The 17,674-nt window shown below is 64.0% G+C and carries 23 protein-coding genes and 1 pseudogene; 12 read left to right on the top strand and 12 right to left on the bottom strand.

Annotation, left to right across the window (positions count from 1 at the left end; genetic code table 11):
- Positions 1–606 (top strand): phosphoglycerate kinase (pgk, locus tag EOA75_RS13360; protein WP_127324407.1); only part of this gene is annotated, 606 nt, incomplete at its 5' end.
- A gap of 124 nt (positions 607–730) precedes the next feature.
- Positions 731–1,756, top strand: a complete 1,026-nt coding sequence (locus tag EOA75_RS13355; protein WP_127324406.1) for a class I fructose-bisphosphate aldolase — start codon at positions 731–733, stop codon at positions 1,754–1,756.
- Between the two features lie 239 nt (positions 1,757–1,995).
- Here EOA75_RS13355 and EOA75_RS13350 read toward each other — a convergent pair whose 3' ends face one another.
- Positions 1,996–2,175: a hypothetical protein gene (locus EOA75_RS13350; protein WP_067319322.1), complete on the bottom strand. Its 180-nt coding sequence runs from the start codon at positions 2,173–2,175 to the stop codon at positions 1,996–1,998.
- A 184-nt stretch (positions 2,176–2,359) separates the two neighbouring features.
- Between EOA75_RS13350 and EOA75_RS13345 the strand changes: the two genes are divergently transcribed.
- Both EOA75_RS13345 and EOA75_RS13340 read left to right on the top strand, forming a co-directional pair.
- Positions 2,360–2,524: a hypothetical protein gene (locus EOA75_RS13345; RefSeq protein WP_082953649.1), complete on the top strand. Its 165-nt coding sequence runs from the start codon at positions 2,360–2,362 to the stop codon at positions 2,522–2,524.
- Between the two features lie 222 nt (positions 2,525–2,746).
- The gene (locus tag EOA75_RS13340) at positions 2,747–3,466 is read left to right on the top strand and encodes a YafY family protein (RefSeq protein WP_059189944.1); all 720 of its coding nucleotides are present in this window, start codon (positions 2,747–2,749) and stop codon (positions 3,464–3,466) included.
- Between the two features lie 65 nt (positions 3,467–3,531).
- Here the strand turns inward: EOA75_RS13340 and EOA75_RS13335 are convergent, their stop codons facing one another.
- From EOA75_RS13335 to EOA75_RS13325, 3 genes are all read right to left on the bottom strand, one after another.
- Entirely contained in the window at positions 3,532–4,233 is a 702-nt protein-coding gene (locus tag EOA75_RS13335) for a DUF1013 domain-containing protein (protein WP_095799823.1), read from the bottom strand.
- A gap of 255 nt (positions 4,234–4,488) precedes the next feature.
- Entirely contained in the window at positions 4,489–4,629 is a 141-nt protein-coding gene (locus tag EOA75_RS13330) for a DUF1127 domain-containing protein (protein WP_067002031.1), read from the bottom strand.
- A gap of 294 nt (positions 4,630–4,923) precedes the next feature.
- Positions 4,924–5,934 (bottom strand): NAD(P)H-quinone oxidoreductase, encoded by a 1,011-nt coding sequence (locus tag EOA75_RS13325; protein ID WP_095799976.1) that lies wholly within the window; start codon positions 5,932–5,934, stop codon positions 4,924–4,926.
- Positions 5,935–6,043: 109 nt separating this feature from the next.
- Between EOA75_RS13325 and EOA75_RS13320 the strand changes: the two genes are divergently transcribed.
- From EOA75_RS13320 to EOA75_RS13310, 3 genes are all read left to right on the top strand, one after another.
- Positions 6,044–6,238, top strand: coding sequence for a DUF1192 domain-containing protein (locus tag EOA75_RS13320; RefSeq protein ID WP_067002029.1), 195 nt, complete (start codon positions 6,044–6,046; stop codon positions 6,236–6,238).
- Between the two features lie 102 nt (positions 6,239–6,340).
- Positions 6,341–7,588 (top strand): MFS transporter, encoded by a 1,248-nt coding sequence (locus EOA75_RS13315; RefSeq protein WP_067002026.1) that lies wholly within the window; start codon positions 6,341–6,343, stop codon positions 7,586–7,588.
- 31 nt (positions 7,589–7,619) lie between these two features.
- A complete protein-coding gene (locus tag EOA75_RS13310; RefSeq protein WP_067319326.1) occupies positions 7,620–7,895 on the top strand; it encodes a metalloregulator ArsR/SmtB family transcription factor in 276 nt (91 codons plus the stop codon).
- Between the two features lie 23 nt (positions 7,896–7,918).
- Here EOA75_RS13310 and EOA75_RS13305 read toward each other — a convergent pair whose 3' ends face one another.
- From EOA75_RS13305 to EOA75_RS13290, 4 genes are all read right to left on the bottom strand, one after another.
- Positions 7,919–8,383 carry an SRPBCC family protein gene (locus EOA75_RS13305; protein WP_127324405.1) on the bottom strand — a complete coding sequence of 155 codons (465 nt, stop codon included), beginning with the start codon at positions 8,381–8,383 and terminating at the stop codon, positions 7,919–7,921.
- An 11-nt stretch (positions 8,384–8,394) separates the two neighbouring features.
- Complete coding sequence (locus EOA75_RS13300) at positions 8,395–8,730, bottom strand: metalloregulator ArsR/SmtB family transcription factor (RefSeq protein ID WP_095799820.1); 336 nt, start codon at positions 8,728–8,730, stop codon at positions 8,395–8,397.
- 6 nt (positions 8,731–8,736) lie between these two features.
- Positions 8,737–9,393, bottom strand: a complete 657-nt coding sequence (locus EOA75_RS13295; RefSeq protein WP_095799819.1) for a glutathione S-transferase family protein — start codon at positions 9,391–9,393, stop codon at positions 8,737–8,739.
- A 91-nt stretch (positions 9,394–9,484) separates the two neighbouring features.
- The gene (locus EOA75_RS13290) at positions 9,485–10,309 is read right to left on the bottom strand and encodes an alpha/beta hydrolase (protein ID WP_127324404.1); all 825 of its coding nucleotides are present in this window, start codon (positions 10,307–10,309) and stop codon (positions 9,485–9,487) included.
- A gap of 96 nt (positions 10,310–10,405) precedes the next feature.
- Here EOA75_RS13290 and EOA75_RS13285 point away from each other — a divergent pair, with 96 nt between their 5' ends.
- Complete coding sequence (locus tag EOA75_RS13285) at positions 10,406–10,924, top strand: helix-turn-helix domain-containing protein (RefSeq protein WP_095799818.1); 519 nt, start codon at positions 10,406–10,408, stop codon at positions 10,922–10,924.
- A 34-nt stretch (positions 10,925–10,958) separates the two neighbouring features.
- Here EOA75_RS13285 and EOA75_RS13280 read toward each other — a convergent pair whose 3' ends face one another.
- From EOA75_RS13280 to EOA75_RS13270, 3 genes are all read right to left on the bottom strand, one after another.
- A complete protein-coding gene (locus tag EOA75_RS13280) occupies positions 10,959–11,360 on the bottom strand; it encodes a hypothetical protein (RefSeq protein ID WP_095782517.1) in 402 nt (133 codons plus the stop codon).
- A 260-nt stretch (positions 11,361–11,620) separates the two neighbouring features.
- Complete coding sequence (rpmF, locus tag EOA75_RS13275; RefSeq protein WP_006203806.1) at positions 11,621–11,803, bottom strand: 50S ribosomal protein L32; 183 nt, start codon at positions 11,801–11,803, stop codon at positions 11,621–11,623.
- Between the two features lie 153 nt (positions 11,804–11,956).
- The gene (locus EOA75_RS13270) at positions 11,957–12,664 is read right to left on the bottom strand and encodes a transglycosylase domain-containing protein (RefSeq protein ID WP_127324408.1); all 708 of its coding nucleotides are present in this window, start codon (positions 12,662–12,664) and stop codon (positions 11,957–11,959) included.
- 128 nt (positions 12,665–12,792) lie between these two features.
- Here EOA75_RS13270 and EOA75_RS13265 point away from each other — a divergent pair, with 128 nt between their 5' ends.
- On the top strand, positions 12,793–13,710 hold the full coding sequence (locus EOA75_RS13265) for a polyprenyl synthetase family protein (protein ID WP_127324403.1): 918 nt from the start codon (positions 12,793–12,795) through the stop codon (positions 13,708–13,710).
- Positions 13,711–13,747: 37 nt separating this feature from the next.
- Here EOA75_RS13265 and EOA75_RS13260 read toward each other — a convergent pair whose 3' ends face one another.
- Positions 13,748–14,671, bottom strand: coding sequence for an SMP-30/gluconolactonase/LRE family protein (locus tag EOA75_RS13260; protein ID WP_127247181.1), 924 nt, complete (start codon positions 14,669–14,671; stop codon positions 13,748–13,750).
- Positions 14,672–14,803: 132 nt separating this feature from the next.
- Between EOA75_RS13260 and EOA75_RS13255 the strand changes: the two genes are divergently transcribed.
- From EOA75_RS13255 to EOA75_RS13245, 3 genes and pseudogenes are all read left to right on the top strand, one after another.
- Positions 14,804–16,297, top strand: a complete 1,494-nt coding sequence (locus tag EOA75_RS13255) for a sugar ABC transporter ATP-binding protein (protein ID WP_095799815.1) — start codon at positions 14,804–14,806, stop codon at positions 16,295–16,297.
- 9 nt (positions 16,298–16,306) lie between these two features.
- Positions 16,307–17,389, top strand: coding sequence for an ABC transporter permease (locus EOA75_RS13250; protein WP_095799814.1), 1,083 nt, complete (start codon positions 16,307–16,309; stop codon positions 17,387–17,389).
- Positions 17,390–17,402: 13 nt separating this feature from the next.
- Positions 17,403–17,674, top strand: a pseudogene (locus tag EOA75_RS13245) (sugar ABC transporter substrate-binding protein); the annotation flags it as partial.

Raw genomic sequence — 17,674 nt, 5'->3', positions numbered from 1 at the left:
GCCAAGGTCTCGACCAAGATCGATCTTTTGATGAACCTGGTGAAGAAGGTCGACGCGCTGGTCATCGGCGGCGGCATGGCCAACACCTTCCTCGCCGCGCGGGGTACCGATGTCGGCAAATCGCTCTGCGAGCATGACCTGGCCTCCACCGCCAAGCAGATCATGATCGAGGCGGCCGAAGCCGGCTGCGCCATCATTCTGCCCGCCGACGGCGTCGTGGCGAAGGAATTCAAGGCGGGTGCCGCCAGCCAAACCGTCGCCATCTCCGACGTGCCCGCAGACGGCATGATCCTCGATGTCGGCGAGAAAACCGTGAAGAGCGTCGCCGATTGGATCGACCGCGCTGCCACGCTGGTCTGGAACGGCCCGCTCGGTGCATTCGAGATCGAACCCTTCGACCGCGCCACGGTGGCTGCGGCAAAGCATGCGGCAGCCCGCACAAAGGAAGGCAAGCTGGTTTCGGTCGCCGGCGGCGGCGACACGGTGGCCGCGCTCAACCATGCCGGCGTCGCCGACGATTTCACCTATGTCTCGACCGCCGGCGGCGCCTTCCTCGAATGGATGGAAGGCAAGCCGCTGCCGGGCGTCGAGGTGCTGAAGCGCTGAGTCATTCAAGACTTTCCGAACGGACGCCGCTATCGAGACTTTCAATCGATTCGAGCTTTTCGGCGTCATTCCTTTGGCGGTAGTGTTCTGCTAGCGCGGAATAAACGCACCTTAGGAGAGCACCATGAGCGAACGTCTCGAAGACATTGCCGCCGCGATCGTGGCGGATGGCAAGGGCCTTTTGGCCGCCGATGAGAGCTCCGGCACCATCAAGAAGCGCTTCGACGTCATCGGCGTCGAATCGACCGCCGACAATCGGCGCGACTATCGCGAGATGATGTTCCGCGCCAAGGAGGCGATGACCAAGTATATTTCCGGCGTCATCCTCTATGACGAGACCATTCGCCAGAAGGCTGCCGACGGCACGCCGCTGGTCGACATCATCAAGGCCGCCGGCGCCATTCCGGGCATCAAGGTCGATGTCGGCGCCAAGCCTCTCGCCGGCTTTCCCGGCGACACCATCACCGAGGGTCTCGATGGCCTGCGCGAGCGGCTGGCGGACTACTATAAGCTCGGCGCCCGGTTCGCCAAATGGCGCGCGGTGATCGACATCGACACCGCCAAGGGCGTGCCGTCAGCCACCTCGATCGCCTCCAACGCGCATGCGCTGGCACGCTACGCCGCGCTCTGCCAGGAGGCAGGCATCGTGCCGATCGTCGAGCCGGAAGTGCTGATGGACGGCGCCCACTCGATCGACACCTGCTACGAGGTGAGCAAGGCGACCCTGCTGAAGCTCTATGGCGAGCTTTATGCCGCGCGCGTGGTCCTCGAAGGCACCATCCTCAAGCCGAACATGGTCATCTCCGGCAAGAAATCGGGCAAGAAGGACAGTCCCGAAGCGGTCGCCCAGAAGACGATCAAGCTGTTTCGCGAAGCCGTGCCTGTGGCGGTGCCCGGCATTGCCTTCCTGTCGGGCGGCCAGGACGACGAGGAAGCGACGGCCAACCTTAACGCCATCAATGTCATCGGCCCGCATCCGTGGAAGCTCTCCTTCTCCTACGGCCGCGCCCTGCAGGCGGCCGCGCAGAAGGCCTGGAGCGGCAAGGAGTCGAACGTCGCCGCCGGCCAGGCTGCCTTCATCCATCGCGCCCACATGAATCATCTGGCGGCGCTCGGACAATGGCAGCCGGCGCTGGAAAAGGCCGCCTGATAGCAATGCATGTCGCCCAGAAGTGTGCAGCGGTTCTGGGGCAACGATATGCATCAATAACGGCTTGAAGCGCGTCGACGCGCTTTGAGCTTTCCCTAAAGCGCTGAAAACCCGGGCCAAGGCCCGGGTGCCAAGGCCCGGGTTTTGTTTTTGCCGGCCGCACTCCTAGCTGAGGCATCGAAACAGCGGGGGGCCAGCGCCGCCTTTCGCAGGCCGTCCCCACCTGATATCGACGTGCCTCAAGCCCAATGACCAAGCACGGCCGCCAGCGAGATTGCGGCCATTGCAAGCAGCGCCAGCTTCCAGAAATCGCTGCGGCGCTTCAGCCCCGGCCAGCCGAGCGGCTTGATGATTTGGATGAGCATGATGCCGATGATGACAAGGGCGAGCAGTTTCGTCATGCCGCCTTTGAGCAGCATCCTCGGCGGCTGTCAAAGCGGTTCTTGGCGCTTTCGCACCGCATCGCTTCTGACAAACGAAGGGACATCCATGGGACCGCGCTGATCGTTCTGGCGCCGGCTTCGGCTACCTCGCACCCCTGCTGACAGACTGCTGTCAGCAGGGGTGTGAGATACTCCTCTCGTCAAAAAGAGGAGCTCGGTCATGAACGGTTTTACCATCCTGCGTAGCGTGCAGCACTATGTCGGCAAGATCCGCACCGTGCGGAACGAGATCCGGACCCAGCGTTTCCTGAACACTTTGCCGGCGGACATTCGCAAGGACATCGGTTGGCCGGACCTTTATAACGGCCGCGTGCGTGAGAACTGAAATTTTTCGGCGCATGACTTGGATAGCGGCCATGGCGCGCCCAGATGTAATGTCGGTTGAAACGCTGGGTTTCAGGAAAGACGCCGTTGTCCGGTGGTGGAGTGGCTGCAGCCTCCTGACACTATGTTGTCAGGAGGCTTGCGTTATTGAAGCAGCCTCGAACCTGCGGGAACCGGTTTTGGGACCGCGGCATGCGTAGAACCGAAGCCAAGGGGTCAAACGATGCGCCGCGCCGACAGGCTTTTCCAGATCGTGCAGCATCTGCGCGGAGGCAGACTGGTCACCGCGCAGAAGCTCGGGACGTGGCTCGAGGTGTCCGAGCGGACCATCTACCGCGATATAGCCGACTTGCAGTCGACCGGCGTGCCGATCGACGGCGAGGCGGGTGTCGGCTACATGATGAGGGAAGGTTTCGACCTTCCGCCGCTGATGTTCACGCGTGACGAGATCGTGGCGCTGGTTGCCGGCGCCCGCATGGTGCGCGCCTTTGGCGGCGCGGCGATGGCAAGGGCGGCCGACGAGGCGCTGGTCAAGATCGGCGCGGTGCTGCCCGACACGGAAAAGGATCGCATCGCGCGCACCGAGATCCACACGCCGATGTGGGTGGTGAGCGATGCCGCGCGCGAGGCGATCGACCTCATCGAGCGCGCCATCGAGAAGCGCCAGGTGCTCACCATCGACTACTCGGACGAAGCCGGGCGCGGCACGGCGCGCGACATCCGGCCCCTGGGCCTCTGGTTCTGGGGCAAGGTATGGACCCTGGTCGCCTGGTGCGAGATGCGCGACGATTTTCGCGCCTTCCGCATCGACCGCATCGCCTCGGTGGTGATTGCCGGGCGTATCTACAAGCCGGAGCGCGGCAAGCAGCTCGCCGACTTCTACCGCGCCGTGGAACGCAGCGAGGATTACGGCATGGCGCCCGATCGAGCGGCGCGGACCTGACCTCCCCAGGCACGGCCGACAAAAAAGCCCGCGCGAAGCGGGCTTTTTTGTCGGGCTGGGAGACCTTACTCCTCTTCCCCGTCTTCTTTCTTGTCCTTCGACTTCAGCGCCGAAAGCTTGGCGAACACGGCATTGGCGTCGAGCTCCTGATCCTCGTCCTTCGGCTTCTCCGGAGCCGGCGTCAGCCTTTCGGTCAGCGCCGCCGGCAGCAGCGTGTCGCCGGCAGCCGGCTGTGCCTGCTCGCGGCCGCGCGAGGCGCGGTTGACTTCCATGTCGAGGTCGATCTGCGAGGTCAGGCCCAGCGTCACCGGATCCATCGGCTGCAGATTGGCCGAGTTCCAATGCCGGCGCTCCCGAATCTGCTCGATCGTCGACTTGGTCGTGCCGACCAGCCGCGCGATCTGCGCATCCTTGAGTTCGGGATGGTTGCGTACCAGCCAGAGAATGGCGTTCGGCCGGTCCTGGCGTTTCGACAGCGGCGTGTAGCGCGGGCCTTTGCGCTTCGATTCCGGCACCCGCACCTTGGGGTCCGAGAGTTTCAGCCGATGGTTCGGATCCTTCTCGCCGCGCGCGATCTCGTCGCGGGTGAGCTGGCCGGTCATGATCGGGTCCATGCCCTTGATGCCCTGCGCCGACTCGCCGTCCGCGATCGCCTTGACCTCCAGCGGATGCAGCCCGCAGAACTGCGCGATCTGCTCGAAGGAGAGCGCGGTGTTGTCGACCAGCCAGACGGCGGTGGCCTTGGGCATCAGCAGCGTATTGGCCATGTCAAAAATCCTTCTCGTTCGCCCGCGTTCCCGCGCGGGCGGTGGTTTTAGAGCCACCAAAATGGGAAATTCGCGGCCTGTATAAACGCTCCGTCACGATTTCGCAATGTTTTTGGGAGGGGAGCAGCTGGGACCCAAAAAGACAAAACCCGCCGGACGGAGTCCAGCGGGTTCGGAACCGGAGACGAGCAAGCGTCTGAGACGGCTCTGGCTTCGAGACTACGGCCCAGCCTTGCGGCCGGGTCGTGCTTCAAATCAAAGAGCCTGGCGAGCGATACGCTCGATGTCGCCGCGGTTGATGCCGAGGTCGTTCAGCTGGCGGGCGTTCAGCTTGTTCAGCTCACGCACCGTCTCATTGTAGAGGCGCCAGTTGCGGAAAGCGCGGATCGGGTTCATTTCAGTCCTCCATTCACGGGATCAGTTGTTCGATGCCGCGTAAATAGGCACCCTTGCCTACGAATTGAACGGACTCTTTTGCATGGCGGCAATGCATTTTGTGCATTGCAGCATTAGGCCTTTGTTCAGTCTCTCGTCAAGGATCCGAACGACCAGGATGCGTCGCGGATTCAGGTCAGGCCAAGCCCAAAACGGTTGGTCCGCAAACCGGAGCGGAACGTACTTAAAGTACGTGAGCAGCGGAAGCGCAGGACACAATTGCTTGCAGGCCGGCCTCACCTTATCGGGCGCATCCTAGCCGACGTCGAGGACGATCTTGCCGATATGCTCGCCCTCCTCCATCCGCTCATGCGCCCGCCAGGCCTCCGTCAGCGGGAAGATCATGTCCATGACCGGAGCGACCTTGCGGGTGCCGAGCAGCGGCCAGACCTGAGCCTCGAGCGCCGCCGCGATGGCTGCCTTGAATTCGACGGTGCGCGGCCGAAGCGTCGAGCCGGTATGAACAAGGCGCTTGACCATGAGCTTTGCGAAGTCGGTGCTGGCGACCGCACCGGCCTGTACGGCGATCTGGACGATGCGTCCTTCGACGGCCGCGGCGTCGTAGTTGCGCGCCACATAGTCGCCGCCCACCATGTCGAGGATGACGTCGGCGCCCCGGCCGCCGGTTGCGTCCTTGACCTCGGCAACGAAGTCCTGCTGGCGATAATTGATCGCCCGGTCGGCGCCGAGCCCAAGACAGGCGTCGCACTTCTCCTTGCTGCCGGCCGTGGTGACGACATAGGCACCGAATGCCGAGGCGAGCTGTATGGCCGTCGTGCCGATGCCGGACGAGCCGCCATGGACAAGCAGCGTCTCGCCTTTCTTCAGCCCGCCGCGCTCGAACACGTTGTGCCAGACGGTGAAGTAGTTCTCCGGCACCGCCGCAGCCTCGGAATAGGTAAAGCCCGCCGGGATCGGCAGCACGCTGCCGGCGTGGACCTTGACATATTCGGCATAGCCGCCGCCCGGCGTCAGCGCGCAGACCCGGTCGCCGGTGCGCCAGCGCGATATCGCGTCGCCGAGCGCCGCGATCTCACCGGCCGCCTCGAGCCCGGGCAGGTCCGAGGCGCCGGGCGGCGGCGGATAGGCGCCTTTGCGCTGCTGCACGTCGGGCCTGTTCACGCCGGCCGCGTGCACGCGGATGAGGACCTCGCCGGGGCCGGGCGTGGGCACGTCGCGCGTCTCCGGCTTCAGCACCCTGGGACCGCCAGGCTGCGAGATTGCGATCGCCGTCATCTTTGCCGGAATATGCTGTCCGCTTGCCATGAATTGTCCCGTTTCCTCATGCCGCTGGCCGGCTGTTTGCATCGGCATCCCTGCCCTATGTATGCTCATTACCAAATCAGGCAAATGGTGAAATCAGGGAGAAGCGACGATGGCGATCTTCGACGACGAACCCAGGAAGAAGCCCCGCCCACACGAGATCGGACAGGATCTGTCGCTGCTGTCTGTCGATGATTTGTCCGAGCGCATTGACCTGCTGCGCGAAGAGATCGCGAGGCTGGAAGCTGAGCGGGCCGCCAGGGGCGCCACCAAATCCGCCGCCGAGGCACTGTTTCGCCGCGGATAATCCTGGCTGCATGGCCAGCCGCCCCGGAAAAGCCTGAAAGCGACTGCCAGAGCTGCACCCTCAAACAGACCTGCGCTTCGAAATTACCAGCCGGATCAGCCTATGTTCGCAACCTACCGACCGATCCTCTCGCTGCTGCGCGGCACCGCGTTCCTGCTGGCGGCCTCCGGCCTGCATGGCCTGCTTTTGCCGCTGCGCGGCCAGCTTGAGGGGTTCTCGACCGCCTCGCTCGGCCTGATGGGCACGGCATGGGCCGGCGGCTTCGTCACTGGCTGTTTCTTCGCGCCGCGGCTGGTGCGCCGTGCCGGTCATGTCAGGGCGTTCGGCGCCTTCGCCGCCTCCGGCGCAATCATTGCGCTCCTCACCGGCCTCATCATCGACGAGTATTTCTGGATCCTGCTGCGCGCCTTCACCGGCTTCACCATGGCCGGCGCCTTCATGGTCATCGAAAGCTGGCTGAATGAGAAGGCCACCAACGAGAATCGCGGCACCGTCTTCGGCCTCTATATGATGGTCACCTATGCTTCGATCATGGGCGGCCAGATGATCGTCGCCGGCGGCGATGTGAAATCGGCCTCGCTGTTCATGATCACCGGCATCCTGTTCTGCCTGTCGCTCCTTCCGACTGCGGTGTCGACCCAGTCGCATCCGAAGCCGCTGCAGGATGTCAAGCTCGACGTCAAAGGCCTCTACGCCAATTCGCCGGTGTCGGCGGTTGCCTGCCTTCTGATCGGCATAGCCAATGGCGCCTGGGGCACGCTCGGCGCCGTCTATGGCGCCCGCATCGGCATCTCTACCGCCGAGATCGCGCTCATGATGAGCCTGGTGGTCATCGCCGGCGCGGCCATGCAGCTTCCCGCGGGCCGGCTATCCGACACCACGGACCGCCGTTTCGTGCTGGCGGGCGCAGCCTTCGGCGCGGCACTGTTTGCCGTGCTGGTCTTTCTGGTCGAGCCGCGTTCCGGCGTTTTCGTCATCTTGCTGACGGCCGCCTACGGCGCCTTCGCCTACACGCTCTATTCGATCGCCGTCGCGCATGCCAACGACCACGCGCGGGCGGAGGATTTCGTCAAGGTTTCCGGCGGCCTGCTGTTGCTCTATGGCTTCGGCACCATGATCGGACCGCTGCTGGCCGCCGCTTTGATGGGCTGGCTGCGCCCCGAAGCGCTCTTCCTTGCGACCGCGCTCGCGCATCTCTGCCTTGCCGGTTACACGCTGCTCCGCATCCGCGCTCGCGCGCCGGTTCCGATCGAGAACCGCGATGCCTTCAAGACGCAGCCGGCCGACCGCGCCGTCACGCCGGAAGCCTTGCGGCTCGACCCGCGCACAAAGGTTGAAACCGATGGTTGAGATTTGGGGAACTTTGCCCCACAAATGAGGCATGATGTTTTCCGACGCTTTCGTGGCGATAGCCGATCCCAACCGGCGCTATCTCTTGGAAGAGCTCCGGCGCGGTCCCAAGACGGTGAATGAGTTGGCGGCCGGTTTGCCGGTTTCGCGCCCGGCCGTTTCCCAGCATCTGAAAGTCCTGCTCGACGCCGGTCTGGTCAAAGCCAGGGCCGAGGGCACCAGACGCGTCTACGCCGTCAGCACCGCCGGCTTCCTCAGGCTGAATGTTTGGCTGGATCAATTTTGGGAACTCTCCCCTGGAGAGTGACCGCTGGCCACCAGCCGGAGGCCTCAGTTCGCTGCCTGCAGCGCCGCGCCAAGCGCGTCGAGCAGTTCGCCCGTTCCATGCTGGCGCGTGGCCGGCGAGTCGATGCCGTCGAAGAAGGCCCCTTGCTCCGTAAGAATCAGTCGCGTTCCCTTGCCTTCCGCGATGAGCTCGATCGTCGCCAGCGAAACCGAAACTCGGGTTTCGCCGAACAGCAGCTCATAGCTGTAGACGATGCGTTTGTTCGGCACGACGTCCTGGTAGACGGCGTTGAAGAAATGCGTCTGCCCGTCGCTCGGGCAGCCGGCATTCACCTCCTTGCCGCCGATGCGAAAGTCCATTTCATGCCGGCTCGGCATCGGGTTGTCGGGATCGAAGAACCAGCGCTTCTTGGCCGCCGGATCGCTGAGCGCGAAATAGACCTTTTCGGGCGGCGCCGGATAGAGGCGTTCGATGACGAAGGTGGAATGGACGACGGATCGTTCGGTCATGACGGGCCCCTTCAGGTTTGGTCGGTGATGTCCGTGAGAAAATCGCCGAGCCGGTCGAGCCGGCGTTCCCAGGCCAGTCGCCGCTCGTTGATCCAATGCTCGGCTGCCCGCAATGCGTTTGGCTCGATCCGGCAGGTTCGCACCCGGCCAAGCTTCTCGGTGCTCACCAACCCGCTCGTCTCGAGAACGGCGAGATGCTGGACGACGGCCGACAGCGACATCGCCAGCGGCTCGGCCAGCTGACTGACCGATGCCGGTCCGCGCGACAGACGTTCCACCATCTGGCGCCGGGCGGGATCGGCAAGCGCCTGGAACATCAGGTCGAGCTGGGCGGGATCATGCAGCATCGAGGCCTAGCCATTATTGTAGGGGAAGAACTTGAAATAGGGCTGCGCCTCCTCGATCACGCGGGCGAAGCTCGGCCGTTCGAGCAGACGGTCGTGATAGCGCTTCACGGCGGGGAATTTGTCGCCGAACGGCTCGACCTTGTTGGCGTAAAACAGCGCCGGCGAGGCGGCGCAGTCGGCCAAAGTGAAATGGTCGCCGACCGCCCACGTTTTTGACTGCATCTCCCGTTCGATGATGGCGTAGGAATTGCGCAGCTGCTCGCGCGCCTGCTCGACTCCGAACGGATCGGTCTTGTTTTGCGGCCGCAGCCGGTCGCCGACGATCTTCTGCATCGGCTCCTGCACGTAGAAGTCGTAGAAGCGGTCTGCCTGGCGCACCTTGATGGCGAGGTCGACGTCGGCGGGAATGAGCTCGACCGGCCCGGGATAGTAGGCGGTGAGATATTCGATTACGATGGTCGATTCCATAACCGTGCGGCCCCGCGCGTCATCACGCAGGGCCGGCATCTTGCCCGTCGGCGAAACCTTCAGGAAAGCCGCGCGCGACGGCGCATCGCCGAGATCGACGATCTGCGGCGCAAACGGCGTGTTGTTTTCGTAGACCGCGATCAGCGGCTTCCAGCAGAAGGAAGCGAGCGGATGGAAATACAGCGTCAGGGACATTTTTTCTCCTGTCGGCGGAGGTCGAGGCAATACTGAAGTGATCACTTAACTATTTTCGCAGACCGCTGGTGTCAATCCTAATCCCGCCGGGCTAGCCAAATGCGGCGATTGCTTCGACGATGTGCGGCCAATCGTTGCGGTGCAGTTCGTGGCCGCCGCCTTCGATCCGCACCAGCCTGCCGCCGGCAACCGCGGCGGTGAGCGCCTCGCCGTGCTCGATCGGGAAGAGCGGATCGGTAGTGCCGTGGATGACGAGCAGCGGCACGGTCAAATCCCTTATTCGCCGCTCCGGGCCGCCGCTCTTCAGCAGGAAGTGGTTGGTGGCGCTGGCGAGACCGCCGGACCGATCGTAGTCCTCCTCGATCATCGCACGTGTCCGTTCGCTGTCGAACGAATGCAGGGTGCTGGCGATTGCGCGAGCGTCCCTGACCATGAAGTCGATCACCTGTTGCCGGTTCGACCAATCGACATCGGCACCTTCGGCGGAATGCTCTCGGTAGGCCTCGCTCGTCACAGGCAAACCGGACGTATCGACACCGAGCGGTGAGCTGGAGACCACGGTCAGCGCGCTGACCCGTTCGGGATATTTCAGCGCCACGATCTGCGCGATCATGCCGCCCATCGACATGCCGACGACCTGCGCCTTGGCGATATTGTGATCGTCGAGCACACGGACGGCATCATCGACCATGTCCTCGAACCCGTAAGGCGGCGCGCCCGGCGTGTACTTGGTCGAGAGACCAGTGTCGCGATTGTCGTAGCGGATGACGAAACGGCCGCGCTCGGCAAGCGCCCGGCAAAAGGCTTCCGGCCACCAGAGCATCGAGGCCATGGCGCCCATGATCAGAAGGATCGCCGGGTCGGCCGGATCGCCGAAGCTTTCCGAATGGATCTCAGGGCGAGGCAAGATGGTCATCCTTCTCTCCTCCATCTCCCAATCTGCTTGCATATTGCAATCAGTTGCACGATAAGCAGGCTGATATCATATTGCAACCGGTTTTTGGAGACTGGCATGAACACCGAGCACCGCTCCGGCTGCCCGATCAATCTGTCGCTGGAAGTTTTCGGCGACCGCTGGAGCCTGATCATCCTGCGCGACATTATCTTCGGCGCCAGGCGACATTTTCGGGAATTGCTCAACGGCTCGATCGAAGGCATTGCCTCCAACATCCTGGCCGATCGGCTGAAGCGGCTGATGGAGCTCGGTCTCCTGACCAAGGCGGACGATCCCAGCCACAAGCAGAAGGCGATCTACAGCCTGACCGAGATGGCAATTACTCTTGTGCCGATCATGGCGCATCTCGGCGCCTGGGGCCGCGTCTGGCTGCCGGTCAGCGAGGAGCTGTCGATCCGAGCCGAGCTGCTCGAAAAAGGCGGCCCGCCGTTGTGGGATCGGTTCATGGACGAATTGCGCCACGAACATCTTGGAGCGCCGGTGAAGACGCCGCCCGGCACGCCGACCGTGCGCCGGCAGTTGCAGACCGCCTATGAGGCGGTTGTCGCCCGCAAGCCTCAGGCCGCCGCAGGTTGACGGCGTTTTGGACCGCGGGTCGCCGGGTGCAATCCTAGTTTAAGTTGATATCCCGGCTTGCCGACCGCATCGACACGGAGAAGCCGGCCAGCACATCAAACAGCGCGATGATCATCAGCGAAAAGAAGACCGAATGCGCGGCGCCCTTCACCAGCAGGAACTCGACCAGGAAGGCGATGAAGACCAGCGTCGACAACAGATGATCCAGGATCGACGCATTGGTGGTGCGCACCGATTTCGATATCTCGACGAAGAGGAAGATCAGCCCGATCAGCACCATCAGGTCGCCGAGCGTCATCGAAAAGACGCCGCCCGACATCATCCGGAACGAGAACATTTCGATCGTCCACGGATCGTCGCCGCCGCCGAACAAGCCGAGCAGTCCGAGGTTGTAGAGGACGAAGGGCACGATCAGCAGCGGGATGGCACCGAACATCTGGGCGTCTCCAATGAGGCACCCTTTTGTAAAAGGCGCGGCGGGCACGCCGTCAAGGCTTTTCGGCGACGGCGCCGAACACGCTCTAAATCCTAATGAAATAACGATGTCAGCCGTTTTCCCGCTGCCTTTTCGGCGGCTCGTGCCCAGCCAGCGCGAGGACCTTCATCCGGTCGCCAGAATCAAAAAGACCGGCCAGCGGCCGGTCCTCTGAAAACGTCACAACCATGGAAGCTTCTCAGCTTTCCCGTGCAAGCTTCTCAGCTTTCCTTCGGCTCCAGCACCTGGCGGCCGCGATACATCCCGGTCTTCAGGTCGATGTGATGCGGCCGGCGCATTTCGCCGGAATTCTTGTCCTCGACATAGGTCGGAGCCTTGAGGGCGTCGGCCGAGCGGCGCATGCCGCGCTTCGACGGAGAGGTTTTTCTTTTTGGAACGGCCATGGATATGCTCCACTACATGGTCAAAATGCCCCGGCAACCCTCGCGAAAGGGCCGCATCGAGGCCATAATCTGAGAAAGTCGGGTGCCTATACACGCCTTGCGCCGTTTTGGCCAGCACTGGCACGAATTTTTTTGAGCCGGCGCCGCTTCATCTTATTCGAGGCAACCGACATAGGCGCCCGAACGCCCGGCGCGCCGCTCGATCAGATTGGCGAGACGCCTCAAACCCGGGCCTGGCCTGGCCGGATTGCGCGCGATCGGGTTGGGCAGGCTGACGGCAAGCAACGCTGCCTGCCGGCGCGACAATTGCAGGGCCGAGACGCCGAAATGATGCTGCGCGGCCGCCTCGATGCCGTATATGCCTGGCCCCCATTCCGCGATGTTAAGATAGATCTCCATGATGCGGCGCTTCGACATCACCGCATCGAAATAGACGGCCAGAGGCAGCTCGACCACCTTGCGCACGCTGCCCAGCGGCCGCGACCACAAAAACAGGTTCTTCACCGTCTGCATGGTGATGGTGGAGGCGCCGCGCGTTGCCTCACCGGCAAGCGCATCGTCGACCACGCCGCGCAATTCGCCGAGGTCGACGCCCCGATGGAAACAGAACTGCCCGTCTTCCGACATGATCACCGAATGCATGAGCACCGGCGCCACATCGTCGATCGAAACCCAGCGCCGGTCGTAGCCGGAGAAGGTGACAAGATCCTTCAGCATCAGCGTCGAAACCGGATGCACGAAGGGCGGCAGATAGAGAAAGGTGAGCGCGACCGGCATCGCGGCCAGCACGATCGCCGCGACCAGGCAGCGCCGGCCAAGGCGCTTGAGACCGGCGCGGTTCAGGCGCCGCGGCCGTGCCATGTCCAGCCCTTCGCTTTCATGTTCGACGATCGGTTCCGTCAAGTCGCCCCACCCGTGCCACCCGCTACTTCGGCATAATGGCGCGAGGCTGCTTGCGCAACGTCTGAGTGTCGGCTACCGGTCCGGCCATGTTGAAAGACGACCAGGTGGCCTTCGAATCCGCGCTTTTTACGCGCGCCGCAGCAGTCGAGGTCCTGCTGCGGCAGGTCCTCGATGCGCCTCTGCTCTCCGGCGAGATCGCCCGGCCGGAACGCCTGATGGCGGCGATGCGCCATGGCGTGCTCAACGGCGGCAAGCGGCTCCGCCCTTTTCTGGTGATGGAAAGCGCGGCGCTGTTTTCGGCAAATGACGAGGCGGCGCTGCGCGTCGCCGCCGCGCTCGAATGCGTGCATTGCTATTCGCTGATCCATGACGATCTTCCTGCCATGGACGACGACGATCTGCGCCGCGGCCAGCCGACGGTGCACAAAGCTTTCGATGAGGCAACCGCGATCCTTGCCGGCGACGCGCTGTTGACTTTGGCCTTCGACATCATCGCCGACGAGGCGACCGCGTTGCCGGCCGAGCGGCGGGCGGAGCTGGTGCTGGCGCTCGCCCGCGCCGCCGGAGCCGGCGGCATGGTCGGCGGCCAGACGCTCGACCTCGAGGCCGAGCGCAAGCGGCCGGACGAGGCCGGCATCATCCGTCTGCAGGCGATGAAGACAGGCGCGCTGATCCGTTTTGCCTGCGAAGCAGGCGCCATCATCGCCGGCGCATCCGCCGTCGACCGTGAAAGGCTGGCGGAGTTCGGCTCGGCGATCGGTCTTGCCTTCCAGCTAGCCGACGACCTGCTCGATCTCACCGCCGACGCAAAGCAGATGGGCAAGGCGACCAAGAAGGACGCCGCCGCCGGCAAGGCCACACTTGCTGCGCTGCACGGCGCCGATTGGGCGCGCGAGCAGCTCCACGGCCTGATCGACCAGGCGCATGCGCTGCTGGAGCCCTATGGCGAGCAGGCGGATTTGCTGAAGGCGGCGGCAACGTTTATCGCCACGCGGAGCAGCTGAGACCGCAGCCGACGTCGCGGAGCTCAGGTCGCGGTTTTCACCCCCGCCCCGCGGCGTTCGCCACCACGAAAGCCGCGTAAAGCGACTGCCGCGCCGTGATGAACAAGCGATTGCGCTTGGGACCGCCGAAAGTCAGGTTGGCCACCGTCTCCGGGATGCGGATCTTGCCGATCAGCGTGCCGTCTGGATCGAAGCAGTGGACGCCGTCGCCGGCCCCTGCCCAGACGCGGCCGGTCGTGTCCACCCTGAACCCGTCGAACAGACCGGCCGTGCAGGTGGTGAAAACGCCGAGTTCGCGCAGATTGTTGCCCTCGACAGCGAACTTGCGGATGTGCCTTGGCCCGTCCTTCTGATGCGTGACGCCTGTGTCGCCGACATAGAGGATCGTCTCATCCGGGGAGAAGGCGAGGCCGTTGGGTTTTGCCATAGTCGAGACAACTCGCGTTACCTCACCGGTTGCAGGATCGGCACGATAGACATGACATCCCTCGATCTCTTGCTCGGCGCGGTCGCCCTCGTAGTCGGTGGCGATGCCGTAGGGCGGGTCGGAAAACCATACCGTGCCATCCGAGCGCACCACCACATCGTTGGGCGAGTTCAAGCGCCTGCCTTCGAAGCGGTCGGCGATCACCGATATCGAGCCGTCATGCTCGGTGCGGGTGACGCGCCGCGCGCGGTGCTCGCAGGTGACAAGCCGCCCTTGGAAATCGACGGTGTTGCCGTTGGCGTTGTTTGAGGGCGAGCGGAAGACCGAGACCGCGCCGCTGGTGTCGTCGTAGCGCATGATGCGGTCATTCGGGATGTCGGAGAAAAGAAGATACCGGCCGGCGGCGAACCACGCCGGGCCCTCGAGCCAGCGCCCGCCGGTCCACAGCCGCTCGACCGCAACGTGACCGACGAAACACCGCTCGAACCGCTCGTCGAGAACTTCGAACCCGGCGCCTTCAATGTCTCCGAACATGGTACTTCTCCGCGAAAACCGCCTCATCGATAGCCGGCGCGTTGACCCATTTTCAAGACTTGACCTGCACAAATGTTAGCGATAACATCCGTCGCAATTCAGTCATTTGCTTGGCTTGGGAGGAGGCCAAAAATGCGGCCCAGGCTCATCGAATTCATCGACATCTCCAAGCGCTTTGGCGGCACCCTGGCGCTGAAGTCGGTCTCGCTCGACATCCATGAGGGCGAGATCGTCGCGCTCCTGGGCGAGAACGGCGCCGGCAAATCCACGCTGATCAAGACGCTCGCCGGCATCCACAAGCGCGACCAGGGCACGATCCGCTTTCGCGGCGAGGATTATCACCATCGCCCGCCCCGCCCCAATCAGCCGCAGAAGGTCGCCTTCATCCATCAGGACCTCGGCTTGATCGAATGGATGACCGTGGCCGAGAATGTCGGCATGGCGCAGGGTTTTTCGCGCCGCATCAGCCTTATCGACTGGCAAGACACCGAGCGCCGCGCCGAGCGCGCGCTGGCGCTGGTCGGCTGTGCCTTCGATCCGGCGACGCGAGTGCAGGACCTCTCCCGCACCGAAAAGTCTCTGGTGGCGATTGCCCGGGCTTTGGCCACCGAGGCCGACGTCTTGGTTCTCGACGAGCCGACGGCGAGCCTGCCGGCGGACGAGGTCGAGCGCCTGTTCGAGGCGCTGCGGCCGCTGCGCGAGCGCGGCGTCGGCATGATCTATGTCTCGCACCGGCTGGACGAGGTGTTCCGCATCGCCGACCGCGTCGCCGTCATGCGCGACGGCCGCATGGTCGCGGTCAAGCCGGTGGCCGAGACCACGCCGCAGGAACTGGTCGATCTCATCGTCGGCCGGCCGGCGCACCAGATGTTTGCCAAGTCGCATTGGCAGGACGGTCCGGAGCGGCTCAGGGTGGAAAACCTCACCTGCGGCAGTGTCGGTCCGGTTCGCTTCGAGGCACGGTCCGGCGAGTTGCTTGGCCTGGTCGGCCTGCGCGGCGCCGGGCAGGAAGCCGTCGGCCGCGCGCTGTTTGGGGCCGAAGCTTTCGACGGCTCGGTCTGGCTCGATGGCAAGCGCCTCGACCTGTCCTCGGTCGGCGCCGCTCTTGCCGCCGGCGTCGGACTGATTGCGCGTGACCGCACCGAGGAATCCGTGGCGCTGTCGCTCTCAGTGCGCGAGAACATGTATCTCAACCCCTCGGCCGTCGGCCGCGGGCTCTTCTCCTTTATGAAGCCGGCCCGGGAAAGCGAGCTGACGCGGGAGCTCGGCGCACGGCTAGGGCTGCGGCCCAATGACCCGCACCTGCCGATCGAGGCGCTCTCTGGCGGCAACCAGCAGAAGGTGGTCGTCGGCCGCTGGCTGGCGACGGGCCGTAAGCTTCTGATCGCCGAGGATCCGACTGCGGGCGTCGATGTCGGCGCCAAGGCCGAGATCTATCGGCTGATCGCCGCCGCGGTCGAAGCCGGGCTGGCAGTGATCGTCGTCTCCACCGATTTCGAGGAAGTCGCCCACATCTGTCACCGCGCGCTCGTCTTCTCGCACAATCGCATCGTGCGCGAGCTCGCCGGCGATGCCTTGACGACGGCGGCGCTCATCAGCGCCGCTTCCGTGTCCGAAGCCGCCTGAGGAGGATCCATGAACTCGATCAAATCGACGGCGCTGGAGCCGACCCGTTCGGAGCTCGCCGGACTGAGCTACGGCCAGAAGGCGGCGCGCTATCTGCCGGTCTACGGCCTGCCGATCCTGACGCTGCTCCTGATCCTGCTCTTCTCGCTGCTCCTGCCGCGGACGTTCCCGACGCTGCTCAATTTGCGCTCGATCGTTTCCGACAAGGCGATCATCGCGCTCCTGTCGCTGGCGGCGATGATTCCGATGGCTTCGGGCCGCATCGACCTCACCGTCGGCTACGGCATCGTGCTCTGGCACATCCTTGCCATCAGCCTGCAAACCGCATTCGGCGTGCCCTGGCCGCTCGCGGTGCTCATCGTCATCCTGCTCGGCGTGCTCACCGGCTTCATCAACGGCCTGCTGGTCGAGGTGGCGCGCATCGATTCCTTCATCGCCACACTCGGCACCGGCACGGTGCTCTACGCTTTGGCAATGTGGTACACGGGCGGCCGCCAGGTCGTCGGCGTGCTTCCCGACGGTTTCCTTTCCCTCAACGGCACCATGCTGTTCGGCCTGCCGATCACCGGCTACTACGTGGTCGTGCTGGCGCTGGTGATGTGGCTGGTGCTCGAATATATGCCGCTTGGCCGCTACCTCTACGCCATCGGCGCCAATCCGAAGGCGGCCGCGCTCAACGGCATTCCGGTGCAGAAATTCGTCATGGGGGCCTTCGTCGCCTCCGGCGCGCTCACCGCCTTGGGCGGCGTGCTGCTGGCCTCGAAGCTCAGGATCGGCCAGGCCAGTGTTGGCCTCGAATACCTGCTGCCGGCCCTGGTCGGCGCATTCCTCGGATCGACCACCATCAAGCCGGGCCGCGTCAATGTCTGGGGCACGATCGTCGGCGTCGTTATCCTCGCCGTAGGCATTTCCGGCATCCAGCAGTTCGGCGGGTCGTTCTGGGTAGAGCCGTTGTTCAACGGCGTCACCCTGCTCGTCGCGATCGGCATTGCCGGCTACGCGCAGCGGCGCCGCGGCGCGGTGGTGCCGGCATCCGCGCCCACCAGCCGACCAGCCACCAGCCAATCAACAAATACAACCGACAATGCTTAATGGGAGAAACGATATGCAGCGCAGAACAGTCCTACAGCTCGGAATTGCCTGCCTGGCGCTTGGCATCGCCTCGCCGGCGCTGGCCGACCCGATGGCCGACGCCAAAGCGGTGGTGGATAAATATGCCAGCAAGGTCGAGAAGTGGGACGGACCGACCACGGGACCGAAAGGGGCAGCCGGCAAGACCATCGTCGTGCTCGGCGCCGACATGAAGAACGGCGGCATCCTCGGCGTCACCAAGGGTGTCGAGGAAGCCGCTGCCGCCCTGTGGTGGACGGTCAAGAC

The organism is Mesorhizobium sp. M1A.F.Ca.IN.022.07.1.1 (assembly GCF_003997575.1).
Classification (GTDB): domain Bacteria; phylum Pseudomonadota; class Alphaproteobacteria; order Rhizobiales; family Rhizobiaceae; genus Mesorhizobium.
The sequence above is the reverse complement of the archived record's forward strand: the minus strand, read 5'-3'. Positions and strand labels throughout refer to the sequence as shown.